This window comes from Streptomyces sp. SLBN-8D4, from assembly GCF_049739545.1.
Taxonomy (GTDB): domain Bacteria; phylum Actinomycetota; class Actinomycetes; order Streptomycetales; family Streptomycetaceae; genus Streptomyces; species Streptomyces canus_C.
On record NZ_JBMGQC010000001.1, the window covers coordinates 457,918 to 480,916 of the forward strand.

23 protein-coding genes are annotated in these 22,999 nt (G+C 69.0%); 12 read left to right on the forward strand and 11 right to left on the reverse strand.

Going from position 1 to position 22,999, the window contains the following annotated elements; genetic code table 11:
- Window positions 1-227: 227 nt before the first annotated feature.
- Window positions 228-1,940 carry a SulP family inorganic anion transporter gene (locus RKD20_RS01995; RefSeq protein ID WP_424876088.1) on the forward strand — a complete coding sequence of 571 codons (1,713 nt, stop codon included), beginning with the start codon at window positions 228-230 and terminating at the stop codon, window positions 1,938-1,940.
- Window positions 1,941-2,021: 81 nt separating this feature from the next.
- Here the strand turns inward: RKD20_RS01995 and RKD20_RS02000 are convergent, their stop codons facing one another.
- Complete coding sequence (locus tag RKD20_RS02000; RefSeq protein ID WP_424876089.1) at window positions 2,022-2,300, reverse strand: putative quinol monooxygenase; 279 nt, start codon at window positions 2,298-2,300, stop codon at window positions 2,022-2,024.
- A 143-nt stretch (window positions 2,301-2,443) separates the two neighbouring features.
- Between RKD20_RS02000 and RKD20_RS02005 the strand changes: the two genes are divergently transcribed.
- Together RKD20_RS02005 and RKD20_RS02010 are read left to right on the forward strand one after the other, a co-directional pair.
- Window positions 2,444-2,824 carry a winged helix-turn-helix transcriptional regulator gene (locus RKD20_RS02005; RefSeq protein WP_424876090.1) on the forward strand — a complete coding sequence of 127 codons (381 nt, stop codon included), beginning with the start codon at window positions 2,444-2,446 and terminating at the stop codon, window positions 2,822-2,824.
- 300 nt (window positions 2,825-3,124) lie between these two features.
- Complete coding sequence (locus RKD20_RS02010) at window positions 3,125-5,260, forward strand: SpoIIE family protein phosphatase (RefSeq protein ID WP_424876091.1); 2,136 nt, start codon at window positions 3,125-3,127, stop codon at window positions 5,258-5,260.
- 62 nt (window positions 5,261-5,322) lie between these two features.
- Here the strand turns inward: RKD20_RS02010 and RKD20_RS02015 are convergent, their stop codons facing one another.
- Window positions 5,323-6,174 carry a LysR family transcriptional regulator gene (locus RKD20_RS02015; RefSeq protein WP_424876092.1) on the reverse strand — a complete coding sequence of 284 codons (852 nt, stop codon included), beginning with the start codon at window positions 6,172-6,174 and terminating at the stop codon, window positions 5,323-5,325.
- 81 nt (window positions 6,175-6,255) lie between these two features.
- Between RKD20_RS02015 and RKD20_RS02020 the strand changes: the two genes are divergently transcribed.
- The 3 genes from RKD20_RS02020 (at window position 6,256) to RKD20_RS02030 (ending at window position 7,660) form a co-directional block, all read left to right on the forward strand.
- Window positions 6,256-6,750, forward strand: a complete 495-nt coding sequence (locus RKD20_RS02020) for a cupin domain-containing protein (protein WP_424876093.1) — start codon at window positions 6,256-6,258, stop codon at window positions 6,748-6,750.
- Window positions 6,751-6,758: 8 nt separating this feature from the next.
- The gene (locus tag RKD20_RS02025; protein WP_424876094.1) at window positions 6,759-7,118 is read left to right on the forward strand and encodes a DoxX family protein; all 360 of its coding nucleotides are present in this window, start codon (window positions 6,759-6,761) and stop codon (window positions 7,116-7,118) included.
- Window positions 7,119-7,255: 137 nt separating this feature from the next.
- Window positions 7,256-7,660, forward strand: a complete 405-nt coding sequence (locus RKD20_RS02030; RefSeq protein WP_424876095.1) for a hypothetical protein — start codon at window positions 7,256-7,258, stop codon at window positions 7,658-7,660.
- Between the two features lie 110 nt (window positions 7,661-7,770).
- Here RKD20_RS02030 and RKD20_RS02035 read toward each other — a convergent pair whose 3' ends face one another.
- A complete protein-coding gene (locus tag RKD20_RS02035) occupies window positions 7,771-8,343 on the reverse strand; it encodes a dihydrofolate reductase family protein (protein ID WP_424876096.1) in 573 nt (190 codons plus the stop codon).
- Between the two features lie 430 nt (window positions 8,344-8,773).
- Here RKD20_RS02035 and RKD20_RS02040 point away from each other — a divergent pair, with 430 nt between their 5' ends.
- A complete protein-coding gene (locus RKD20_RS02040) occupies window positions 8,774-10,273 on the forward strand; it encodes an FG-GAP and VCBS repeat-containing protein (RefSeq protein WP_424876097.1) in 1,500 nt (499 codons plus the stop codon).
- Window positions 10,274-10,516: 243 nt separating this feature from the next.
- Here the strand turns inward: RKD20_RS02040 and RKD20_RS02045 are convergent, their stop codons facing one another.
- Window positions 10,517-10,900 (reverse strand): MmcQ/YjbR family DNA-binding protein, encoded by a 384-nt coding sequence (locus RKD20_RS02045; RefSeq protein WP_424876098.1) that lies wholly within the window; start codon window positions 10,898-10,900, stop codon window positions 10,517-10,519.
- A gap of 240 nt (window positions 10,901-11,140) precedes the next feature.
- Here RKD20_RS02045 and RKD20_RS02050 point away from each other — a divergent pair, with 240 nt between their 5' ends.
- The 3 genes from RKD20_RS02050 to RKD20_RS02060 all read left to right on the forward strand — a co-directional run bounded on the left by RKD20_RS02050 (window position 11,141) and on the right by RKD20_RS02060 (window position 14,449).
- Window positions 11,141-11,905, forward strand: coding sequence for an MBL fold metallo-hydrolase (locus tag RKD20_RS02050; RefSeq protein ID WP_424876099.1), 765 nt, complete (start codon window positions 11,141-11,143; stop codon window positions 11,903-11,905).
- Window positions 11,906-12,042: 137 nt separating this feature from the next.
- On the forward strand, window positions 12,043-13,314 hold the full coding sequence (locus RKD20_RS02055; RefSeq protein WP_424876100.1) for a GNAT family N-acetyltransferase: 1,272 nt from the start codon (window positions 12,043-12,045) through the stop codon (window positions 13,312-13,314).
- A gap of 118 nt (window positions 13,315-13,432) precedes the next feature.
- Window positions 13,433-14,449 (forward strand): LysR family transcriptional regulator, encoded by a 1,017-nt coding sequence (locus tag RKD20_RS02060; RefSeq protein WP_424876101.1) that lies wholly within the window; start codon window positions 13,433-13,435, stop codon window positions 14,447-14,449.
- Here RKD20_RS02060 and RKD20_RS02065 read toward each other — a convergent pair.
- The 4 genes from RKD20_RS02065 to RKD20_RS02080 form a co-directional block, all read right to left on the reverse strand.
- Window positions 14,350-14,715 (reverse strand): hypothetical protein, encoded by a 366-nt coding sequence (locus RKD20_RS02065; RefSeq protein WP_424876102.1) that lies wholly within the window; start codon window positions 14,713-14,715, stop codon window positions 14,350-14,352. The two genes, RKD20_RS02060 and RKD20_RS02065, sit on opposite strands and share 100 nt — an antisense overlap.
- Before the next feature lie 351 nt (window positions 14,716-15,066).
- The gene (vanX, locus tag RKD20_RS02070; protein ID WP_424876103.1) at window positions 15,067-15,687 is read right to left on the reverse strand and encodes a D-Ala-D-Ala dipeptidase VanX; all 621 of its coding nucleotides are present in this window, start codon (window positions 15,685-15,687) and stop codon (window positions 15,067-15,069) included.
- Complete coding sequence (vanA, locus tag RKD20_RS02075; RefSeq protein WP_424876104.1) at window positions 15,684-16,724, reverse strand: D-alanine--(R)-lactate ligase; 1,041 nt, start codon at window positions 16,722-16,724, stop codon at window positions 15,684-15,686. Before vanA ends, vanX begins: the two co-directional genes overlap by 4 nt.
- Window positions 16,717-17,757 (reverse strand): D-isomer specific 2-hydroxyacid dehydrogenase family protein, encoded by a 1,041-nt coding sequence (locus tag RKD20_RS02080; protein ID WP_424876105.1) that lies wholly within the window; start codon window positions 17,755-17,757, stop codon window positions 16,717-16,719. The genes vanA and RKD20_RS02080 overlap by 8 nt, the downstream gene beginning before the upstream one ends.
- A gap of 159 nt (window positions 17,758-17,916) precedes the next feature.
- Here RKD20_RS02080 and RKD20_RS02085 point away from each other — a divergent pair, with 159 nt between their 5' ends.
- On the forward strand, window positions 17,917-19,260 hold the full coding sequence (locus RKD20_RS02085) for a UDP-N-acetylmuramoyl-tripeptide--D-alanyl-D-alanine ligase (protein ID WP_424876106.1): 1,344 nt from the start codon (window positions 17,917-17,919) through the stop codon (window positions 19,258-19,260).
- 148 nt (window positions 19,261-19,408) lie between these two features.
- On the opposite strand, the gene RKD20_RS02090 is transcribed toward RKD20_RS02085, so the two are convergent.
- Window positions 19,409-20,569 (reverse strand): lipid II:glycine glycyltransferase FemX, encoded by a 1,161-nt coding sequence (locus RKD20_RS02090; RefSeq protein ID WP_424876107.1) that lies wholly within the window; start codon window positions 20,567-20,569, stop codon window positions 19,409-19,411.
- 108 nt (window positions 20,570-20,677) lie between these two features.
- Here RKD20_RS02090 and RKD20_RS02095 point away from each other — a divergent pair, with 108 nt between their 5' ends.
- Entirely contained in the window at window positions 20,678-21,505 is an 828-nt protein-coding gene (locus tag RKD20_RS02095; protein ID WP_424876108.1) for an SCO6745 family protein, read from the forward strand.
- A 50-nt stretch (window positions 21,506-21,555) separates the two neighbouring features.
- On the opposite strand, the gene RKD20_RS02100 is transcribed toward RKD20_RS02095, so the two are convergent.
- On the reverse strand, window positions 21,556-22,485 hold the full coding sequence (locus RKD20_RS02100; RefSeq protein WP_424876109.1) for an anti-sigma factor RsbA family regulatory protein: 930 nt from the start codon (window positions 22,483-22,485) through the stop codon (window positions 21,556-21,558).
- Complete coding sequence (locus tag RKD20_RS02105; RefSeq protein WP_424876110.1) at window positions 22,482-22,778, reverse strand: STAS domain-containing protein; 297 nt, start codon at window positions 22,776-22,778, stop codon at window positions 22,482-22,484. The genes RKD20_RS02100 and RKD20_RS02105 overlap by 4 nt, the downstream gene beginning before the upstream one ends.
- Window positions 22,779-22,999: the final 221 nt, after the last annotated feature.

The following is a 22,999-nucleotide window of genomic DNA, read 5'->3' on the forward strand; positions in this document are numbered from 1 at the left end:
CCTCCACAATCGGTGTTCTGATCCCAGAGTGGTGGCAGGGGAACGACACCGTGCAGAGACCACAGGTCCCCGTCCGGGGCCGACAGGCCCCATCGGCGAACGGAGAAACCGACAGCGCGGCGACCCGCGATGCGGGGCGCGGCAGACGATGTACGGCAGGGCCTTTCGGCATCTCGCGGCCGTCCCGGGCCCGGAGGATCATGTGAACCTCAGCCCCAAGGAGGATGATGTCCCAGAGCGCGGTCGGCCCTCCTGCGCGGTGGCGCCGTCTGCTGCCCGGGCTCGACGCACTGCTCGGCTACCGGCGCTCGTGGCTGAGAGGCGACACCCTGGCCGGGGTGACGGTGGCCGCGTATCTCGTGCCGCAGGTGATGGCGTACGCGGGCGTGGCCGGTCTGCCCCCGGTCGCCGGGCTGTGGGCGATCCTGCCCGCGCTCGGCCTGTACGCCCTGCTGGGTTCCTCCCGCCTGCTCTCCGTCGGCCCCGAGTCGACGACCGCGCTGATGACAGCGACGGTGGTCGGCCCGCTCGCCGCCGGGGATCCGACGCACTACGCGACGCTGGCGGCCGCGCTCGCGATCACGGTCGGCCTGTTGTGCGTGGTGGCCTGGGCGATGAGGCTCGGCTTCCTCGCGGATCTGCTGTCCCGGCCGGTACTGATCGGGTATCTGGCGGGCGTGGCACTGATCATGATCGCCGACCAGCTTCCCAAGCTGACCGGTGTCCATACGACAGGCTCGGCCTTCTTTCCTCAACTGTGGTCCTTCGTACGGCACCTGTCGCAGATCCACGTGGCCACGGTGTTGTTCGCCGTGGTGGCGCTCGGGGTCCTTTTCGCGGTGGCCCACTTCTTGCCCGCTGTCCCCGGTCCCCTGCTCGTCGTGGTGTTCGGCACGGCGGCCGTCTCCGTCTTCGACCTCGACGACCGGTACGGCATCAAGGTGATCGGCGAGGTCCCGTCGGGCCTGCCCACCGTGTCTTTGCCGCATCTGGCCGAGCTGCCACACCTGGTGCTCCCCGCCCTGGGCGTCCTCCTGGTCGGCTACACGGACTTCGTCCTCACCGCGCGGGCCTTCGCCAAGCGCGACGACGAGGGCACCGGACTCGACGCCAACCAGGAGTTCCTCGCACTGGGCGCGGCCAACCTCGGCGCGGGCACCCTGCACGGCTTCCCGGTCAGCAGCAGCGCCAGCCGTACCGCGCTGGCCTCCTCGGCGGGCGCGCGCAGCCAGGCGTACTCCTTGATGGCCGGCGCAGTCGTGCTCTCGGTCCTGCTCTTCCTGAGCCCACTGCTCGCGCGCACCCCCACGGCGGTACTGGGCGCGCTCGTGGTCTACGCGGCCGTCCGCATGATCGACCTGGCGGGATTCCGGCGCCTTGCGTTCTTCCGCCGCCGGGAACTCCTGCTGGCGCTCGGCTGCCTGGCCGGCGTTCTCGCCCTGGACATCCTGTACGGCGTGCTGGTCGCCGTCGGCCTGTCCGTGGCCGAACTGCTCACCCGGGTGGCCCGCCCGCACGACGCCGTCGAGGGCCTGGTGCCCGGTGTGGCCGGCATGCACGACGTCGACGACTACCCGCAGGCCCGCACCATCCCCGGCCTGCTCGTCTACCGCTACGACTCCCCGCTGTTCTTCGCCAACGCCGAGAACTTCCGCCACCGGGCCCTGGCCGCCGTCGACGAACAGACCGAAGCAGTGCGCTGGTTCGTCCTCAACACCGAGGCCAACGTGGAAGTCGACATCACCGCTCTCGACGCGGTCGACGAACTCCGCCGCGAACTCACCCACCGCGGCATCGTTTTCTCCCTCGCCCGCGTCAAGCAGGACTTGCTGGACGAGCTGACGGCGTACGGCCTGACGGACACCGTCGGCCGCGAGCGGATCTTTCCCACGCTGCCGACGGCGGTGGCGGCGTACCGGAGGTGGTGCCGCGAGCAGTAGAGCGCCGTCGACGCTCACCGAGGACGGCTGCGCGGGACAGGATCGGCACGAGGTGGTCCCGGCGAGAGAATCGCGCTCCGCTCAGGTCAGTGAACGCACCTCCACGACGTCGTACTCGGCCACGGCGGCGGCGAGCATCGCGGCGCCCTGCTCGTCGCTGGGACCCTCGCCCCGGAACGCCTCGACTGCAGCCTGCGACTCCCACCGCTCGAAGACGTGGATGCCCCCCGCATCCACGAGGTCCGCGGTGATGGCGAAGTCGATGCAACCCGAAGTGCGGCGGGCCAGTTCGACGACGCCCACACAGCCGGCGAGGTAGGAATCACGCCCCTTATGACCGTGGACCGTGGCCGGACTCATCGGCGCCGACCACCTGGCATGAGAACCCGTGCGAGTTCACTTCCGCCAACCAAGACGCTCCCACTCTCTTGTGGTTACTAGCAAACCGTAGGAGAGTGAACGTTGACCTGGAACAACGCACTTTTCAGTGACTGAGGAACCAGATGGTGACCAAGCAGTACACAGGCTCGCCCGAAGACGCGGACCTGAGGCGCGCCGACTCCCTGGCGCGCGAGATCTTCTCGGACGTCGCCAACAAGTGGGCGTTCCTGATCATCGAGGCTCTCGGCGAACGCACCCTGCGCTTCAGCGAGTTGCGCAACGAGGTCGAGGGCGTCAGCCACAAGATGCTCACCCAGAACCTGCGCATGCTGGAGCGCTACGGCCTGGTCCAGCGCAAGGTGCACCCCACCGTGCCGCCGCGGGTCGAATACACCCTCACCGAACCGGGCCAGGCCCTGCGAGCCACGGTCGACGGCATGTGCGGGTGGACCCACCAGTACCTCGGTCACATCGAGGCCGCCCGCCGTCGCTTCGACGCCTGACAAGCGGCTGACGGACGCCTGGTCGTCGTACCGGGCCGCCAGACGTGCGTGGCGCACGGGCCGGAGCAGTCGGCGACCCGTTCGGGAGCGAGCACTCCGTGTGCGGTGAGGTCATCGGCCGGGTGCAGTGCGTCGAGCCGGTGGGCAAGAGGGGACCGCACAAGACCATTCACCTGGATGGGGTGTGGTGTCGGGTGGTCGGGGGGACCATGGAAGTCGCAGCGCCTGCAGACGCCGGCAGGCGCGTTCCGAGGCCGACGGACTCCCCCGTGACGTCGGCCGGCGGAAGGAGAGCCGGCGATGGACGAAGCCGATCGGTCCTCCATGGACCAGGGCCGGGCGGGGGCCCGCCGTCCCGAGGACGAGTCGCCGCAGCCCAGCGGGCTGATGGACCTCCTCGGGGTGGCCGCGGTGCTGCTGGACGCCGAGGGGCGGGTCGTTCTCTGGAGTCCGCAGGCCGAGGAGCTGTACGGCTACACCGCCCAGGAGGCGCTCGGTCAGTACGCCGCACACCTGCTGGTCCACACCGGGCAGTGGGACTGGGTGATCAAGACGTTCGCCGAGGTCATGGAGAGCGGAAAGCGCTGGGGCGGCACGTTCCCCATCCGCTGCAAGGACGGCAGCACGCGGCTGGTGGAACTGCGCAACATGCGGCTCATGGACGACCACGGAGACTTCTACGCCCTCGGGCTCGGCACCGACTCACCCAGGCTGCGCCAGGTGGAGCGGGACCTCGCGCTCTCCACCCGGCTGGTCTCCCAGTCCCCCATCGGCATCGCGATCCTCGACACCGACCTCACGTACGTCGCCGTCAACCCCGCTCTCGAGCGCATCCACGGCATTCCCGAGGAAGAGCACCTGGGCCGCTATTACCGCGCGGTCATGAGCGCCCCGGAGTTCGAGGAGGCCGAGACCGCGATGCGGCAGGTCCTGCACACCGGGGTGCCGCTGCTCGACCGGTCGCCCATCGTGGGCCGCACCCTGGCCGATCCGGAACAGCACGCCTGGGCGATCTCGGTGTACCGGCTGGAGGACACCTGGGGGCATGTTCTCGGGGTGGCCGAGCTGGTGGTCGACGTCACCGACCGCTATCGCTCGGCGCGGGAGGCCACGGAGACACGGCGTCGTCTGGCGCTGATCGCTGACGGGGCCGCCCGCATCGGCACCACTCTGGAGGCCGACCAGACGGCCCGGGAGCTGGCGGATGTCGTCGTCCCCGAGTTCGCCGACGTGGCCGCCGTGGACGTGCTGGACTCCGTCCTCGACGAACACCGCCCCGCCACTCGCGACGGCCCCGCGCTCTTCCGCGCCCTCGCCGTCAAGGCCGCCTACACCACCGACGCCGCGACGGCGGCGGACCCGCCCGGCCGGATCACCGCGTACGACCCCGACCGCCTGGCCACCCGGTGTGTACGCACCGGCCGGCCCATCCTGGTCCCCCACACCGGCGGAAACGACCTGTCGCACATCGCTCGCGACGATCACGCGGCCGTGCTGCTCGCCCGCGCCGGCGTGCACTCCTACCTGGCCGTCCCCCTCATCGCCCGCGGCATCACCCTCGGCTTCCTGGGGCTGACCCGCGCCCGGGACCCACGTCCCTTCGACGAGGACGACCTTGCCATCGCCGCCGAGCTGGCCTCCCGCGCCGCGGTGTGCATCGACAACGCCCGCGCACACCAGCACATGCGCAACGCGGCCGAGACCCTCCAGCGCAGCCTGCTTCCGACCGCCCCTCCCGACCTGCCCGGCCTCCAAGTCGCATCCCGCTACCTGCCGGCACAGGCCGCCTACGAGATCGGCGGCGACTGGTACGACGTCCTCCCGCTCAGCGACGACAGAACGGCGCTCGCCGTAGGGGACGTCATGGGCAGCGGCATCGAGGCCGCCGCCGCCATGGGACGTCTGCGCACGGCCACGACCGCCTTCGCCGGCCTCAGCCTCGACCCCGCCCAGGTCCTCGAGCAACTCGACTCGATCACCTCCGGCCTTGAGCAGTACATCGCCACCTGCGTCTACGCGGTCTACGACCCCCACCGCCGCGAGTGCCGCATCGCCAACGCCGGCCACCTGCCCCCCGCTCTCGTCCGCAGGGGCGGGCACCCGCAACTCCTCGACGTGCCCACCGGCGCGCCCCTCGGCGTCGGAGGCGTCCCCTTCGAGACGACCACATTCACCTTCGGTCCAGGCGACCAACTGGTCCTCTACACCGACGGACTGGTCGAAACCCGCCGGCACTCCATCGACGAACGCCTCGACACCCTCCTCCTTCTCCTCGACACACCCGCGTCTCCGCTGGAGGAAACCTGCGACCGACTCCTCGCCGACCTCAGACACCCCGACGACCACGACGACGTCGCCCTGCTCATCGCCTGCGCCCAACCCCTCGCTTCCCACCGCGCAGACGTCCGCCGCCGGCGTCCGCGTGAAAGGCTCTGAGAACCGGCTGGTGGTGCGGAGGCGGGGCACCAATGCGCGACCTCCGCCCCGGTTGCCCGTACTCAGCGGCGGTACGCGGCTGTCGCGATCTCGATGAACGACCGGATCAACGGGTTGCTGTCACCCTCGTTCCACACCGCCACCACCCGGCTGGGCGCCATGTCGATCAGCGGTACGACGGCCAGCTCCGCGGGAAGGTCGTGCCCGAGCGGGGCCAGGCCGACCGTGCCGTTCCACAACACCGCCTGCAGACATTCCTGGACGGCGCGCACCACGGGGCCTTCGCGTGGCCTGCCGGCGTTCCAGTACGACTGCCAGAGGGGGTCGGTTCCCCGGGGGAACCGAAACCAAGGGCGGTCGCCCAACTCGGCCAGCCGCAGCCGGTCGTGGCGGGCCAGCGGATCGTCGGCGCGCAGGACCACACCGACCTGATCGGTCCGCAGCGCACGCACCGTCAGAGCGGTCTCGTCGAACGGCGCACGCGTCAAGGCGACGTCGACCAGTCCCGCACGCAGCCCGCACGTCGGGTCGGTCAGATCGGTGTCGCGGATGCGGATCCCGATGCCGGGGTGGCGCCGACGGTAGGCGGCGGCCAGTCTGGCCATTCCCGGGTCGGTGCCGTCCCCCAGGATGCCGACGGTGAGCGTCGTGACGCCCGCCGCAGCCCTCACGCGCACCTGGACGCGGTCGGCATGGTCGAGCAACGCCCGCGCCTCGTCGAGCAGCACCGTGCCCACCGGCGTGAGCGTGACACCGACAGGCGAGCGGGCGAACAGCAGGGCCCCGACCTCGGCCTCCAACTGCTTGATCGCCCGGCTCAGCGGCGGCTGACTCATGTGCAGTCGGGTGGCGGCCCGGCCGAAGTGGAGTTCCTCGGCGACCGCCACGAAGTAGCGCAAGGTCCGTAGCTCCACGCTGCAACAATACCGATCAGGTATCGGCCCTGCGGGACAGGTCTTGGACACCGGCAGGGCACCGGCGGTGGACTCGTGAGCATGACCGAAGAAGCAACGCCCGGCGAGCCACAGGCCGACTCCGCCGTATCGGTGGTGGGTCCCGGCGACGGCGAGACGATCGTTCTGGGCACCACGCGCATGCGCGTGCTGGAGGACGGCAGCCACACGGGACACCGCCTCGCGATCACCGAGTCCGTCCTCGCCCCGCACACCCAGGGACCGCCCCAGCACCGGCACGCCCAACACGACGAGGGGTTCTACATCCTCTCAGGCACCGTACGGTTCACCGTCGGGGACGAAAACCACGACGCCACCACGGGGACGCTCGTGATGGTTCCGCCCGGTACCCCGCACACCTTCGCCAACCCGACCGACCAACCCGCCGTCATGCTCAGCACCTTCACCCCCGACCCGTACGTGCAGTACTTCCGGGACCTTCAGAAGGTGCTCGCCGACGGCCGGCCGCTGACACCCCAGGCCAACATCGACGCGATGAGCCGCTACGCGACCCAGCCCGCCACCGACCCTGCCTGACGGAGACGATGAACATCGCCTATTGGATCGTCGCGGGACTTCTCGCCCTCTTCTACTTCTACGCAGGCACGATGAAGGTGACCCGCAGCCCCGATCAACTCCGTCCGATGATGGCCTGGGTCGACCGCATGCCGTTGCCCGTCGTCAGGGCGCTGGGGACCGTCGAAATACTCGGCGCGACCGGACTGATCCTGCCGCCGCTGACCGGCATCGCTCCCTCGCCGGTGTCGGCCGCGGCCATCGGCTTCGTGCTCCTGCAGATCGGTGCGGTCGCCGTCCACCTGACCGGTGAAGACCGCCGGATCACACTCAACCTCGGGCTCGTCACCACCGCGGCCGTGGCCCTCTGGCTGGCCACGCGCCTGTGATCGAGCAGACTTCCCGACCGCCCTCAATGAGTGTTATTGATCCTCAACCACGTCGTTGCGGTGACCGAGCGGCCCGATCGTTTTGGTGACGTGTGCTGCGGTGTTCGCCGTACAACGCTCACACCGACCGGCCCGCCGTGTTCGCCCTGGCCGGCGACGTCACCGGTCTGCGAGCGCGAGGGGCAGCCGAGGTGGTCGGTGTCGAGGGCAGCGCGAAACTGCTGCGCCACGCCCGCGACCTAGTCGGCCGCGATACGGCCGTCACCCTGCACCACGCGTGCAGTTGCTGGCCGAACTGCACCGCGTGCTGCGTCCCGGCGGGACACTGCTTCTGTTGCATCAACTCGCACCGCCGCATGACGATGCAGACCTTCCTGGGTGAACTCCTTGATGCCGGGTTCGCTCCGGAGCGACTTGTGGAGCCGCGCGCCGCGGAATTCGCCCGCCGCGTCGACGAAGAGCGCTACCTCAAAACCCTACAGACGCCGTTCTTCGTCGCCGTCCGTATGCGGAAAAACATCACGGTTGGACGCAAGGCATAGGAACTGGATCACGGCATGAGGGTGCATTGCTCGGGCATCACGACTTGCCCGTGCCCCGATGCGACACCGCACCTCGACCCACCACAACCAAGAACGTGCTGGTCGACGGCTCAGCGAAGGACGCGGTAGCGGATGTGAGTGGCCTCCGGCGTGTCGATCACCCGGATGATCTCCAACTCGATCTGCGACGGCAAGACGTCGAACAGGCGACGGCCATCACCGAGCAGCACCGGGATCTGATGGATCTGCACCTCATCCAGCACCCCGGCCTCAAGCGCCCGTTGCGCCGTGTACGCGCCACGCACCTGTACGTCCTTGTCCCCGGCGGCGGCCTTGGCCTGTGCCATCGCGCTCTCGATCCCGTCGGTCACGTAGGTCACCAACGGATAGCCCCAACGGGCGGCGGGGCCGGGCGGGCGGTGACTGGGCACGAAGATCGGGAGACCACCGTGATCACCACCCCAGTGATCCATGAGCTCGGCAGTGCGTCGTCCCGCGAGCACCGCACCGGCTCTGTTCCATTCGTCCTGGAATTGCGCGGCCCGCCCGGACAGCGAGCCGGATTCGTCCTCCGGGCCGGCCCACTTGTGCAGTCGTTCGCCATCGTCGCCGCCCAGAAAATCGTTTGGATCGGCGATATATCCGTCGAGTGACATCGACATGTCGAGCACTGATGCGGACACTTCGACCTCCTGTGGTCTCGATCCAGCCTGGTTCAACTGTGCTGTAGACCCGGCATGACGCCATTACTCATCGGGCATCGCAGCGGCAACAGCTCACGTGGGCCTGCTTGCCTCTTGGGTCGCCATCGTCGTCCAGGCGGGGCGAGATCCAGACGGCTGCCCGCGCAAGCGCCGCCGAACACGCGGCGACCGTCCCGCTGACTGACCTGCCCTTTGCTCACTCAGCCGAAGCCGCCACCGTCGCCGTACGCCCGATTGCCGCGGCCGAAGAACCCGCCACATGACGTACAACCCTTGGGCCCCACCGGAAGTCTCTTGATCGCCAATCGTCCGTGTCCTGGAGGACAACACCAGGCAAACACGGACGGTCCGCACCCCATCGACGCGGATGCCCTCCAGGCATCCCCCGCATGCCGCAGGAGAATTCCGCATGCACCAGATGCACCACCCGCACCTGAGACTCGCCCTCGCGACGGCCGCCGCTGCCGCGATGACCGGCGGTCTGCTCACGGTCTCGGCGACAACGGCCACCGCCGCCGACTCGTTCAAGGTCACGAAGGCCGACTTCAACGGCGACGGCGTCGGCGACGTCCTGGCGGCGGCCGCCGGTGCCTCCGTCAGCGGCCACGCCAACGCCGGCCAGGTCGTCGCCCTCTACGGCAGCGCCACCACTGGCGTGACCTCGGCCAAGCGCTCGGTCCTCAGCCAGAACTCCGGCAACGTGCCCGGTAACGCCGAGGCCGGCGACTGGTTCGGCGGCGCGACGGCGTACGCCGACTTCAACGGCGACGGGTACGACGACCTCGCCGTGGCCTCGCCGTACGAGAAGGTCGGCACCGACACCGACGGCGGCGCCCTCGCGATCCTGTGGGGCTCGGCGAGCGGCCTCACCGGCAAGGCGAGCGACGTACCCGACCCGGCCGTCTCCTCGCACGACAACTGGGGCCTGTCCCTGGCCGCCGGCGACTTCGACGGCGACGGCAAGGCCGACCTGGCCGTCGGCAACTCCTCCGCCACGCTCTACGTCTACAAGGGCGGCTTCAGCAGCTCCACCGGCCAACCCGGCGGCCGCTACACCGTCAAGCCCCCGATCGCGCCCGGCTCGGCAGGCTTCCCGTACGGCCCGGAGCAGCTCACCGCCGGTGACGTGAACGGCGACGGCCGCACCGACCTGGTGGTCGACGGCTTCGAGACGCAGACGGAAAACGGCTGGAACACCAACTACTGGGTGCCGGGCACCGCGAGCGGGCTGAGCGTCGCGGGCGTCAAGACACTCAAGCCGGGCATCGTCACCGGCATCGGCGACATCAACGGCGACGGGTACGGCGACATCGTCACCGGCGCCGACTGGGACGCCACCACCGGCGAGGGCCAGAGCATCCCGGACGCCGCGAACGGCGGCAAGGTCAGCATCACCTACGGCTCGGCGTCGGGTCCCGCCTCGACCACCGGCATCACCCAGAACACCGGGAACGTACCCGGCAGTTCGGAGAAGGGTGACGGCTTCGGCTGGGACCTGGACCTGGGCGACGTCAACGGCGACGGCTACCAGGACCTCGTGGTCTCCACCCCGGCGGAGGACCTCGGCAGTGTCGCCGACGCCGGCATGGTCACCGTCATGTACGGCTCCGCGAGCGGCATCAACACCTCCACCGGCCTCCAGTCCTTCGCGCAGAACACGACGGGCGTCCCCGGCACCGACGAGAAGAACGACCTCTTCGGCGCCGACGTCAAGCTCGACGACGTCAACGGCGACGGCAAGGCCGACCTGGTCATCGGGTCGTACGAGGACGGCGGCGACGGAGCGGTGACCTACCTGCCCTCCACCGGCACGAAGATCGGCACGACCGGCTCCCGCGCCCTCTCCGTGACCTCGGTGGGCGTCTCCACCTCGGGCACCGCACAGTTCGGCGCGCTCTTCGCCGACTAGACGGTGCGCTGGTAGGTCACGGGCGAAACCAGGTGACGAGTGCGGCTGCGGCGACTGTACGGAGGTGGCCGCAGCCGCACTCGCCGAACCGACCGAAGCCGCTCGAGCCGCTCCCACTGCGCATCCCTGTGATCTCCACGAGCACGGCGACGACTGACCGCGTACAAGCTCTTCGGCAAGGGCGTCCTCGGAGTCGACGCGCTCGGTCGACGTGACGTCTCGACACGCCCTGTGCCGCTGACGTCAGGCGGGGCGGCCGTAGGTGTGCGGGTCGACCGGCTGCTGGGACTTGGGGAGTTGACCGACCACGAGACGGTACGACTCGGTCACGAGCTCCTGGACCAACTCCTCGTCGATCGCCTCCCCGCCCTCCAGCGTGATCCAGTGCTTCTTGTTCATGTGGTAGCCGGGGGTGATGTCCGCGTTCTCCTCGCGCAGGGCCTGTGCCTCGCCCGGGTCCGACTTGAGGATCATGACGGGGCGGCCGGGCACCTCGGTCATCAGCATGAAGACCTTGCCGCGCACCTTGTAGACCTCCCAGTCCGGACCGAAGGGATGCTCCAGGTCGCTTCCGGGCAGCGCCTCGGCGCGGTCGGCCGCGGTCTTCTGCAACGTTGTTCCGTTCATGGGGGGATGAGGCCCTTCCTTCGCGGGGGTGTCCTTCATCCTTTCCTTGAGATCGACAATTCGGATGGTGGGCTGCGGACACATGATGGTCAGCAAACGACACCGACACCGGACACCTGAACGTCCGCCCCGGCCGCGAACGGCTCCCCAAGCTGCTCGCTCTCGATCTCCAGGACCTTCGCCGATGAGTTCAGCCACGGATCGCAGTCTCAGTACTGTGACCGACCGATAGGAGTAGAGATGGGCAAGCTGCGTCAGGTGGCAGACGGCGTCTGGGTCCGGCAGAGCGAGTGGGTCTGGAGCAATTCCGTCGTGGTGCGCGGGGACGAGGGGTTGATCGTGATCGATCCCGGCATCAACGGCTCCGAACTGGACCAACTCGCCGATGACGTAGACCAGTTGGGCGTCCCGGTGGTCGCAGGTTTCTGCACCCACCCCCACTGGGACCACCTGCTCTGGCACAGCCGGTTCGGCGACGTGCCGCGCTACGCCACCTCGGCTGCCACCCGGGTCGCCACTGAAGCCCGGGAGCGGGCGCAGGCCATGGCGGCGCAGAGCGCGTCCGGCATCCCTCTCGAGCTGATCGCGCTCCTCACCCCGCTGCCCGCGAACGGCGGACCCGTTCCGGGCGAGATCATCGAGCATCAGGCGCACGCCGTCGGCCACGCCGCGATCCTCCTCGCGGACCGTGGTGTCCTGGTCGTCGGCGACATGCTCTCGGACGTACTGATCCCGCTCCTCGACATTCGCCAGGACGACCAGGTGACTGCCTACGAGAAGTCACTGGACCGGCTGGACGAGGCCGCCAGGCGTGCCGACGTCGTGATTCCCGGGCATGGCGCCGTCGCCGAGGGTCCCCAGGTGGCGGCTCGGCTCGCCGCCGATCGTGCCTACATCGACGCACTCCGGCGAGGGGAGGAACCGGTCGACGCGCGTCTGGGGCCGCATGCGGACTGGCTCCAGGGCCCCCACCGGTCGAACCAGGAGCAGGCACGGGGCCAGTAGGGCCGCTGCGGCCGTTCATCCTGGCCAACTCTCGCCACTCCCGGCGTAATTCGTTTGACCGGGCCACCGCACGACGCTGCACTGTGGCCAGGCGCCACCCGTCGTGGTGCCGGTCTTTCGAGGAGGCAGCGGCACCGATGGAGATACGCCCCACGACCGACGAGGATCTCGACGTCTTCGTCGACACCGTCCATGCCGCGTTCGGACGCTTCCCGGAAACCCCGGTCGAGGGCGGCGGGCTGTGGTGGTCGGCACTCGAAATGGACCGCTGCCTGCTCGCCCTGACGGCGGACGGGCGGCCCGTCGGCACCGCCGCCACGCACTCCTTCGAGCTCACCCTGCCCGGCGAAACCCTCGTCCCGGCCCCCGGGGTGACCGCTGTCGGCGTCCTACCCTCGCACCGCCGCCAGGGCGTGCTCACCGCGATGATGCGGCATCAGCTCGCCGACCTGCGGGCCCGCGGGGAATTCCTCTCCGTGCTGCTGGCCTCGGAGGCCATGATCTACGGCAGGTTCGGTTACGGGCCGGCGACCTACACGCAGCGGCTGACGGTGCAGCGCCACCGGGCCGCCCTCGCTCTGCCCCGGGCAGGCGCAACGGCCGACGTGCCGGCGACCGGCCCGGACAACGGCCCGGACAACGTCTCCGAGCACGGCCCGGACAACGGCTCGGTCGAGGTGCTGCGTCGTTCCGAGTGCGGCGAGATCCTGGAAGACGTGTACGACCGGTACCGCCGCGCCCAGCCGGGTGCTCTGTCCCGGCCGCACCGCTGGTGGGCCCTGCGCGCGGGGCAGCCCCCGATCTCGCCGGCGCCGCGCTACGTCGCCGTCCACCGCGACGCCGCCGGCGTCCCGGACGGGTACGCCAGTTACTCGATCGGCGAGCCCGACAACACCTTGACGGTCGACGAGACCATCACCGGCGACGACGCCGTCTTCACGGCCCTGGCCCGGTTCATGCTCGGCCACGACCTGGCCTCTCGGGTGGTGTTCCAGCACGTCCCGTCCCAGCACCCGTTGCGCTGGCAGCTCGCGGACTTCCGCGCCGGTGAGGTGAGCGGCGACACGGACTGGCTCTGGGTGCGGCTGCTGGACGTCCCGCGTGCGCTGACCGCGCGCGGCTGGTTCACGGACGGTGAGCTCGTCCTGGACGTCGAGGACCCCTTCCTCGGCGAGCACGGCCGCTACCTGCTGACCGTCCAGGACGGCAAGGCCGACTGCGTCCTGACGGACCGGGAGCCCGACCTGTCCCTGGACGTGGGAGACCTGGGCTCGGTCTACCTCGGCGGCACCGCACCCAGCACGCTCGTGCGTGCCGGACACATCCGGGCTCACCGCCCGGACGCGGCCACCCTCGCCGACGCCCTCTTCCGCACCGACCGCGCCCCGCACTGCCTGCACTGGTTCTGACCGCGCCCTCGCCGTCCCCGCACAGGCCCCGTACGCCCACAGCCACCCGCCGGGGCGGCCAAGGCCTTGATCACGTCCGCCCATCAAGCCCGCCGGTCAGCCCCCTACGGTGGGCAGCGTGGAACTCCTGCATCTGCGTTACTTCGTCGCCGTCGCCCAGGAACTGAACTTCTCCATGGCTGCCCGCAAGCTGCACATGGCGGCCTCTCCACTGAGCAGACGGATCAAGGATCTGGAAAACGAACTCGGACACCGTCTGTTCGACCGCGACACCCACCGCGTGACGCTCACTCAGGCCGGCAACGCCCTGCTGCCCGTCGCGCGGGGCGTGCTGGAGCAGGTCGACTCCATCAAGTGGCGCCTTGACGAGGCGGCCCGGCCGCGGCGGGTCACCCTGCTGCTGGGTGTGCCCAGCGGCGTCCATCCGGATCTGCGGGAGCGGATGGACGCCCTGGCCGAGCGGGTCCGCGACCGGTTCGAGATCAAGCGCTGGCCGGGCGGCACCGACCGCCTCGTCGACGCCGTCAGCGACGGCAGACTCGCGCTGACCCTGGCCCGCCTCCCGGCAGGTGGCGACCCCGCGCTGGAACTGCTGCCGGTGATGTCGGAACGGCTCACCGCGGTCGTCCCCAGGGACCGGTTCGCCGGGCGCGAGTCCGTCGCCCTGACGGAACTTACCGAACTCGCCTACGTCATTTCCCCGACCGCCGTGACCAACGCGTTCTTCCGCGGACTCGACCAGCAGCTCTCCGAACTGGGCATCAAGAAACGCATCAAAATCAACAGTGCCGCTTTCGAAGGAATTTCCGAGATAGTGTCCAGCGGGCTGGCTTTCTCCATTTCCATGCTGGATCCCAGAAGCCCCGTCCAGAATTACCATCTGGACAATGTCACCGTTCTGCCGTTCTCCGATTTCCATCCCCGCCTCGAGACCGGACCCACCGGCTTCGCCCTGTCGATGCTCAAGGGCCACAAGGCGGTGCGCACCAAGGACGGCCTGGCCTGCGTCATGCCGTACAACCCGCGGAACTACTGTCAGCCGGTGTGCCGGTCTGTGGCGAGCAGCCACCGCCATCGACGGCGTTCTGTGACGAGGGTGGCGGCGACCAGGAGAGACACGAGCACCGACGCGTAGACGGGCCATACCCACCATGCGGCGATTGCGGCTGCGGCGAGTTGGAGCAGTACGAGCAGAATCGTGACCGTACCTGAGACCGGGATGATCACCTGCTTCTTGTCCCCCGGAGTCGAGAAGACGGTCGGCAAACCGATCAGTACCACCACGGCCAGGACGGCGAGCGGCCACGAGTACGTGGACAAGGCCCACGGGGTGGCCACCCACGCGACGAGTTCCGCGGCGAAGCGCAGGACAGATGCGATGCGGTCGTCCGGTCTTTCCATGTGTACGCCCCCCGAGACAGCGCCAATCCCCGACGGGAGATCCTACGACCAGTCACGCGACGCCGAGAGCTCAGACGGGGCTCGGCTGCGGGCAGGACGTGACAGTCCCAGCCGTCAACGGAGCTGGGCTAGTCGGGAAACTCGCCGGCTACGAGGTACGTCCGCCAGTGGCTGACGTCGCCTCGGCCGTGACGTACCTGCAGCGCGAGCGTGCGGTGACCCTTGGCGCGGTCCGCCGGAAGGGCTGGGGTCTCGTGGTGACCGAACGAGCTGACGAGCGGCGCCCGGACGAGGTACTGCAGCTCGCGCAGCGAGGCCTGCGGCCATGGCTCGGAAGGACCGCGACACTCTTCAGCTGGAGTACTGAGTGATGGGAAAATCAAAGAAGGTGTCCGGGTAGGGTTCGTCTTTCAGTGTGTAATGCCACCATTCGCATGCGTACGAGCTGAACCCGCAGTCCTCCATGATGGAACGCAGGTGTTCACGGTTTCGCCCTTCGGTTGGCTTGATTTCCGTTGCTCCATGGCGGGAGCGGGAATCCATCAGGTCGTGTCCACCACCCATGGGGACGAGTTCGCCGGACTCCAGGTGATACAGGGTCATGTCGACGGTGCTGCCCCGACTGTGGCCCGACCTGGTGGCCACGTATCCCCTCTCGAACATGTCGGGCCTGTTGATGTTCGGATAGTGCCGTGACCTGGTCCGGCCGTCCTCCGGCTGTTGCGACCAGCGCACGAAGCAGTCCACGGCGCGTTGGGGACGGTAGCCGTCCCAGAGCAGCAGGCCGAAACCGAGGGACGCGGCCTTGTCCCGCGCCTTCTCCAGTGCCGCGCACAGGACCTTCGTGCCGACGATGCGATTCGCCAGGTAGCCGTCGACCGGTTTTCCGGTGAAATTGTCCCAGGTGGCATACTTGGCGTCCCAGCGTATTCCGGGTACGAGTTCGTCCACGAAGGCGAATTCCTCGTTCATCGCGGCTCCCCCGGCAGTGCCAGTGACACCAGCCGGTCGATCACTTCGGTGAGCGGAAGATCCGCAGCGGCCATCATCCTCGGATAGCGGCTGTACGACGTCATGCCGGGGAACGTGTTGACCTCGTTGAGGACTACTTCGCCGTCCTGCTTGAGGAACATGTCCACCCGCGCCAGTCCCCGGCATCCCAGGGCACGGTAGACGGCCTTCGCCTGTTCCGCGACGAGTGATCGCGACTCTTCCGGGATGTCGGCGGGAACGATCGCTACGGAGTTGTCGGATCCGGTCTCGGACTGGTCCTCCTGATGGATCCTGAAGAAGCCGTGGGAGAGTGCGATGTGGTCCACCTGACCGGTGATCAGGTCCTTCTCGTTCCCGAGGACGGCGCACCCGATCTCGCTGCCGACGACGCCCTCTTCGATCAGCACCTTCGAGTCGTACTGCCGGGCGGATTCCACCGCACTCAGGAGTTCCTCCCTCCGCGACACTTTGGTGACGCCGAAGGAGGACCCCGACCGGGCCGGCTTCACGAAGACGGGATAAGTGATCCGGTCGGGATCGATGTGCTCGCCCGCCGTGACGGTCCAATGGTTCGGCGTGCGGATTCCCGCGCTGGAGGCGACGAGGTAGGCGAGCGACTTGTCCATGCACAGCGTGGAACTCTGGATGTCACAGCCGATGTACGGAATGCCGGAGAGTTCGAGGAGACCCTGTATCGCACCGTCCTCGCCGAGCTTGCCGTGCAGCACCGGCAGCACGACGTCCAGCGTGATCGTCTCGTATCGCCCCTGGTCCAGGACGAGCAGTCCGCGGACGCCGCGGTCGGGTGACAGCACGGCCGGGCGGTGGTCGCCCTTCTCCCAGTCCGTGTCGGGCCCGTCGCAGAGCCTCCAGTCACCGCCCTGCGTGATCCCGACGTAGAACGGCTCGTACTTCTCGACGTCCAGATTCCGCGCGACCTCCCGCGCGGACTTGACGGAGACGGGGTGCTCCTCGGAGCAGCCACCGAATATGACGCCAACTTTCAGCCTAGCCATGCTGATTCCTTCTTTCGAATGTCAGGCAGTTGGTGATCGAGTTCTCGACCGTGTCGATCAGGGCATGATCGGTGTAATACGCGGTGTGCGGCGTGATGAGCACGTTCGGCATCTCTTGCAGCCGCAACAACGCCTTGCTTTTGATGTGCTTGTTGCGGCAGTCGGCGTAGAAGACTCCTTCTTCTCCTTCGATGACATCCAGTGCCGCACCGCCGATCCGCCCGCCTTCCAACGCCGTAACGAGGGCTTCGGTGTCGATCAGGGAGCCGCGTCCGGTATTGACGATGAAGGCGCCACGCTTCATCCGCTCGATCCGTTGACGGTCGAGGAGATGATGCGTTTCCGTGGTGAGTGGCGCGTGGAGCGTCACGATGTCGCTCAGATGCAGCAAGTCATCGAGCGAGACCTGGTCGGAAGACGTCTTGGGGCTACGGTCATGGGCCAGTATTCGACCGCCGAACCCCCGCAGCCTTTCCACCACCGCCGTGCCGATGCGTCCTGTTCCCACGACCCCGATGGTCAGATCGCGCAGTTCTCTACCGCGCACCTCGCTCAGCCGGTAGTCGTGGCGATCGGAGCGGCGGACGGTCGTCTTCGCGTTCCGTACCGCCATCAGCATCAACATCAACGTGTAGTCGGCCACGCCGTCGGGCGAGTAGGTGACATTTTCGACCGCGATGCCGAGGCTTGCCGCGTATTCCACATCGATGTGATTGCAGCCGATGCTCCGCGTGGAAACGTAGGTTACGCCGACTCGGCTGAGGGTCAGAAGTGCGGAATTGGCGATCCGGGTCTTATGACCCACGCTGACGCACCGATTCCCCGAGGCCAGGTCTGCATTGTCCTCGGACACCGCCGCCTCCGTGATGGTCATGGCGACACCGAAGCGGAATGCCTTCTCCCGGAACACGGCGGCCTCGTCCGGCCCGCATCCGTAGACGGTGATACCCGTTGCCGGTCCCGACGACGAGGACGAAGTCGCCGGAGATCGGGGGCGGCCGACCGCCTTTCGGGCTGATTCGCTGTGGGTCATGCCAACAGTCAAGATGACGGGGTGTTGCCGGAACGTATGCGGTTTTCGATACGCCGGCGATATGCAACAGGACGGTAGCGTCGACCACATGGCTACGTTGACCGTTCATCAAATTCCGCTTTTCCCGCATCCGTTCTTCCGGGCCCGCGAGACCTCGGCATGATTCCGCTCAGCGTTGGTGAGATCGCCGCGGTCGTCGGCGGGACGGTCTCGGGCGACGGTTCGGTGGCGGTGACCGCGCCCGCCGTGCTCGACAGCCGGCAGGCCCAACAGGGCAGCCTCTTCGTCGCCTTCGCAGGCGAGCACGTCGACGGCCACACATACACCGAACAAGCCGGCCGGACCGGTGCCGTGGCCGTCCTCGGGTCCCGGCCCACGTCGTTGCCCACCGTCGTCGTCGAGGACACCCAGGCCGCGCTGCAGGCACTCGCCGCCCACGTCGTGGGCAGGCTGCTCGACCGGCTGACCGTTTTCGGGGTGACCGGCTCGCAGGGCAAGACCAGTACCAAGGACCTGCTGGCGGCCGTCCTGTCGAGCGTGGGGCCGACGATCGCCACGTTCGGCTCGTTCAACAACGAGCTCGGTGTGCCGCTGACCATGCTTCGCACCGAGGTGACCACCCGGTTCCTCGTCCTGGAGATGGGAGCCCGCCACGTCGGCGACATCGCCGAACTCACCGGCCTGGTGGCGCCCGACATCGCCGTCGTCCTCAACGTCGGCCAGGCACATCTCGGCGAGTTCGGGTCGCGCGCGGCCATCGCCAAGGCCAAGGGTGAACTCGTACAGGGGCTGGCACCCGGCGGCACCGCCGTCCTCAACGCCGACGATCCCCGGGTGGTCGCCATGCGCTCACTCACCGACCGTCCGGTGCTGACCTTCGGCAGGGCGGAGCACGCCGATGTACGGGCGCTCGGCCTGGCTCTGGACCGGCTCGGCCGGCCGTCCTTCACCCTGCGGACCGCCGATGCTTCGGCCCCCGTCGCGCTGCCGCACGTCGGCGCCCACCAGGCGCTGAACGCGTCGGCTGCCGTGGCAGCGGGGCTGGTGACAGGCATGTCCCTCGACGTGGCCGCGGCGACGCTCGCCACCGCCTCACTGTCGAGATGGCGCATGGAGCTGCGCGACCTCGTCGGCGGCGCGACTTTGCTCAACGACTCCTACAACGCCAACCCCGACTCGACCCGCGCGGCCCTGGACGCCCTGGCCGCGATCGAGGGCGGGCGCCGCATCGCCGTACTCGGCGAGATGCTCGAACTCGGCGACGACAGCGAGGCCGAGCACCGAGCTGTCGGGGAGTACGCCGCCGCCCGGGCCGACGTGGTGGTCACGGTCGGCAAGACCGCCCTCCGGATCGCCGATGGCGCGGGCGACCGGGCGGTGGCACTGGCCGACAACGGCGCCGCCGTCCAATGGCTGCGCAACCACCTGTCCGCCCACGATGTCGTGCTCGTCAAGGCGTCCCGCGGTGCGCGCCTCGACGAAGTGGCCGCCGCGCTCCCGTAGTTGGGCAAAGTGAGCCGGAGGAACCGCGTCGCCGTGCGGTTTGTGGGTCGATCGACCGGGAACCGCAGGGCGCCGAAGGCGCTGGTGACGCTGGTGACACGGTGGACGCTCGCCTCGGGTGCGGGCCACGAGGGTGCCGGGCCCAGGCTCATCGCCCGCGCCGCTTGATGTAGAGGTCGAAGGCCCGGTAGACCAACGGCCGCAGTGGCAGGTCCCATTCGCCGACGTATCGCACCGCCTGGCCTCCGGTGCCGACCTTGAACTGGATCAGTCCCACGTGCGGATCGTCGGCATCGAGGGTGGGCGTGATGCCGCGCAGGTCATAGACGTCGCATCCGGCCGACAGCGAGTTGCGGATCATCGCCCACTGGCAGGCGTTGGAGCCGCGCACCTCGCGCTTGTGGGTCGATGAGGCGCCGTAGGAGTACCACGCGTGGGCACCGACTCGGACCAGGATGGTGGCAGCGACCACGTCGCCCTGGTGACGGGCCAGGTAGAGCCTGATCCGCTCGGGGTCCTCCGCGTTCAGCGCCGCGAACATGGTCTCGAAGTAGCGCAGCGGTCGGGGTGTGAAGTGATCGCGCTCGGCGGTCTGGACGTAGAGGTCGTGGAACACCTTCAGGTCCCCGCCGACCGTGACCTCGACCCCCTCCTTGGCCGCCTTCTTGATGTTGCGGCGCCAGAGCTGGTTCATGCCCCCGAGCAACTCCTCCTCGGTCCTGCCGGCCAGCGGAATCTCGTACTTGAACTGCGGATGCCCGACCCCGAAGCCGTTCTCCGGACTCTGCGGCAGCCAGCCGGCGTCCCTGAGCCGCCCGGTCACCCGGGCGCCGACCGGGTCGGTCCACTGCCCGGCCATGTCGGTGAGCCGCCGGGTGCCCGGGTCGGCGATGCCCTCCTTCACCTGTGCCGCGCTCCAGGTGTCCGTGCGCACCGGCGGCCCGAGCCTGATCGCGAACGCGCCGTGTGCCTTGAGATGGGCCGCCAACGGGTCGAGCCATACGTCGATCTCGCCGGTCCAGTCGATGACCGGGCCCTCGGGCAGATAGGCCAGCGTGAAGCGCTCGAGTCGCGGCACCGGGCGGTGCAGGACGAGCCCGGCGCCGACCAGTTGCCGGCCGTCGTACCAGCCGAGGGACTCGGCGCGCCATTCGGTCTTGACCCGGGCCCATGCCGGGGTCTGCAGGAAGCTGACCGACCGTTGTGTCCGCACGAACGCCAAGTGCTCCGCGGCGCTGATCGGTTCGACGGTCAGGCCCCCGCCCGCGGCCCCGGTCACGGCTGGTCGCGCTGATTCGCTGTAGGACATGCCGCCATACAAGGCAGCGCGGTGTTGCCCGCCCGTATGCGGTTTTCGATACGCCGACGATAGGCGGCAGTTCGTAGCCTGGGAGGGGGTCGAGGCATGATGTAGGCCATGACTCACAGCGCCCGCCGCTTGTACGAGCTACTGGAACCGATCTGCCTGGTCACGTACGTCGCCGATGAGTGCAACGAGGAGCTGGCCGCGCTCGGCCACCGCACCTACTGGGACGGCTACTTCGCCAGCCGTGCCGCGCCGCTCGGGCGGGTGCCGGCGCAGGTCGTGCACGCGGCGTTCTACAGCTTCGCCGACGGGGAGGCCGCGCGGCACATCCCGAGCGCGTGGCAGACGATCCCGCCCGAGGCGTCCGTAGCCGCTCGGGAGCGAGGCAGCGCCGCCTCGTTGCGGCGGATTCTCGGCGAGGAGCTGGCCGACTCCCCTGGCCTGGTGCGTGCCGCCGACCTGACCACCAAGGCCGCGACGAACGCGCCCACGGAAGGCCGCGTGATGTACGCCGGTATGCGCGCTCTTCCGGTGCCGAACGATCCGGTCGCCCGGCTGTGGCATTCCGCGACCATGCTGCGCGAGCACCGCGGGGACGGGCACGTCGCCGCTCTCGTCGGCGCGCGCATCGGTGGCACCGAGGCTCACGTGCTCTCCGCGCTGGAGCAGGGCATTTACCCACCGGAGTCGTTCGGGCGCATCCATCACCTGCCGAAGAATCGGCTCGCCGCGGTCATGGACGGCCTGCGCGAGCGCGGGCTCGTCGACACCGAAGGCCACTTCACCGACGCCGGCCGCGAGACCAAGCAACGCGTCGAAGCCCTCACCGACGAACTCGCCGCCCCGCCGTACGACGCACTCTCCCCCGGCGAACTCGACGAACTGGTCACCGAGCTCGAACCCATCACCGCGACGCTGGTGGCGGCGGGGTCGCGGTGAGTGACCCCGCCGCTCCGCCCCTCGCAGGACACCGACAATCACACCGACAATCAGTGATGACCGATGTAGCAGCGAACCGTCGTTCCCTCGGTACCGGTGTGGATACGTACGAGGTCGGCCAGAGTGTGCACGAGCAGCAGGCCCCGGCCGCCGAGCTTGTCGCGTGCGGGTGGGCGACGGCCGGCGAGCGGATCGCCCAGGTGCCCGTGGTCGCGTACCTCGCACACCACTTGACTGTCGTCGGCCCACACGCGCAGGGTGCCGGAACCCCCGCCATGCACCACGCTGTTGGTGGTCAGCTCGGCCACGATGAGGGCCACGTCCTCCAGACGGACACCGGATAGACCGAACCGCGCGGCCTGCTCGACCGCGAATTGCCGGGCTCCTGACAGTTGGCCGCCCTGGAAGACGAGTTCCTCGGCCGCGGCCGGCTGCTCCAGGGGCTGGTTGTAGCGGTCGACCACGTGCTCCGGGGCGTAGGCGGTGCTGGGCCGTTCCCTGCCGCCGGAGATGATCACCGGATGGGTCGCGTGCGCGTCGGTGAGTGCCTGCTCATCGAGGCGGTCGGCGTCGTAGGGGCACAGGATGGTGACGTCCCGGCCCTGGAACGCCGGGTTGATCAGTGCCTCGTGCTGGACACATGCCGGGTACTCCACCGTGCTGCGACCGGCCCAGATCGGCTCACCGATGATCCGCACCCGGGTCTGGCGGTGGGTGTCCGCGAAGGCGCGCAGCACCCGCGGGATGATCCGTCCGGGGTTGCGCCCCGCCTCGGTCATGTCGAGGAACTTCACCTTGGCGACATCCTCGCCCAGCGCCGCCTTGAGGAGGGCGAGGTTCGGCCCGGGCACGGCCACCGCCACCGGCTCCCCGGCCTTCACGCCGTCGCGGATGAAGGGCACGGTGCCCTGCAGGTACTCCTCCTCGCCCTGGTAGAACAAGGCGGGATGAACGAACGGTTCGGTGCTGAGCTCCGTCATCGCCCGATCACCTCGACAGTCAGCAGGTCCGGCCAGAACAAGTCCAGAACGCGCCGCAGGGTGGCGGGCGGCTCCTCGATCACGATGCGTCGCCCCTGCGGAAGGCCCTGGGCGGTCATGGCCAGAGCGGAGACGCCGGCGACGTCGACGAACGTGACGGCTGAAAGTTCCAAGTGGCACGTCTCTTCGTCGCTCCGGGCAAGGCGGCACAGGGCCTGTTCCCAGGCCGAGCGGGTGATCAGGCTGACCTCTCCGGCCGCTTGCCAGCCCGGCCGGTCCGTCAGCGGGAGCACGCGCAGCGCGCTGGTGGGCGGACCCGGCCATGCCGACAGCGCCCCCGCCTCCCCTGAACTGCCCACGCCTCACCCCTGGTCGCCCACGTCCTGCTTCCCAGTATCTCCTATCGGTGGCGTGCAGGTGGCGGCAGCGTGGAGGAGGCGCCGTGCGGGGCGGCGGCGTGCGGGGCGATGAGGTGTGGCCCCGCCCCACCCCGTTCCGCCGAGCCGGCCGGCCG

Excerpts from the sequence above, each read along its gene's own strand:
- vanX (WP_424876103.1), bottom strand. The coding sequence starts at position 15,687 with ATGAACGAGGAATTCGCCTTCGTGGACGAACTCGTACCCGGAATACGC.
- RKD20_RS02050 (WP_424876099.1), top strand. The coding sequence starts at position 11,141 with ATGGGCAAGCTGCGTCAGGTGGCAGACGGCGTCTGGGTCCGGCAGAGC.
- RKD20_RS02040 (WP_424876097.1), top strand. The coding sequence starts at position 8,774 with ATGCACCAGATGCACCACCCGCACCTGAGACTCGCCCTCGCGACGGCC.
- RKD20_RS02100 (WP_424876109.1), bottom strand. The coding sequence starts at position 22,485 with ATGACGGAGCTCAGCACCGAACCGTTCGTTCATCCCGCCTTGTTCTAC.
- RKD20_RS02010 (WP_424876091.1), top strand. The coding sequence starts at position 3,125 with ATGGACGAAGCCGATCGGTCCTCCATGGACCAGGGCCGGGCGGGGGCC.
- RKD20_RS02055 (WP_424876100.1), top strand. The coding sequence starts at position 12,043 with ATGGAGATACGCCCCACGACCGACGAGGATCTCGACGTCTTCGTCGAC.
- RKD20_RS02065 (WP_424876102.1), bottom strand. The coding sequence starts at position 14,715 with ATGGAAAGACCGGACGACCGCATCGCATCTGTCCTGCGCTTCGCCGCG.
- RKD20_RS01995 (WP_424876088.1), top strand. The coding sequence starts at position 228 with ATGTCCCAGAGCGCGGTCGGCCCTCCTGCGCGGTGGCGCCGTCTGCTG.
- RKD20_RS02085 (WP_424876106.1), top strand. The coding sequence starts at position 17,917 with ATGATTCCGCTCAGCGTTGGTGAGATCGCCGCGGTCGTCGGCGGGACG.
- vanA (WP_424876104.1), bottom strand. The coding sequence starts at position 16,724 with ATGGCTAGGCTGAAAGTTGGCGTCATATTCGGTGGCTGCTCCGAGGAG.
- RKD20_RS02005 (WP_424876090.1), top strand. The coding sequence starts at position 2,444 with ATGGTGACCAAGCAGTACACAGGCTCGCCCGAAGACGCGGACCTGAGG.
- RKD20_RS02090 (WP_424876107.1), bottom strand. The coding sequence starts at position 20,569 with ATGTCCTACAGCGAATCAGCGCGACCAGCCGTGACCGGGGCCGCGGGC.
- RKD20_RS02095 (WP_424876108.1), top strand. The coding sequence starts at position 20,678 with ATGACTCACAGCGCCCGCCGCTTGTACGAGCTACTGGAACCGATCTGC.
- RKD20_RS02020 (WP_424876093.1), top strand. The coding sequence starts at position 6,256 with ATGACCGAAGAAGCAACGCCCGGCGAGCCACAGGCCGACTCCGCCGTA.
- RKD20_RS02000 (WP_424876089.1), bottom strand. The coding sequence starts at position 2,300 with ATGAGTCCGGCCACGGTCCACGGTCATAAGGGGCGTGATTCCTACCTC.
- RKD20_RS02025 (WP_424876094.1), top strand. The coding sequence starts at position 6,759 with ATGAACATCGCCTATTGGATCGTCGCGGGACTTCTCGCCCTCTTCTAC.
- RKD20_RS02080 (WP_424876105.1), bottom strand. The coding sequence starts at position 17,757 with ATGACCCACAGCGAATCAGCCCGAAAGGCGGTCGGCCGCCCCCGATCT.
- RKD20_RS02045 (WP_424876098.1), bottom strand. The coding sequence starts at position 10,900 with ATGAACGGAACAACGTTGCAGAAGACCGCGGCCGACCGCGCCGAGGCG.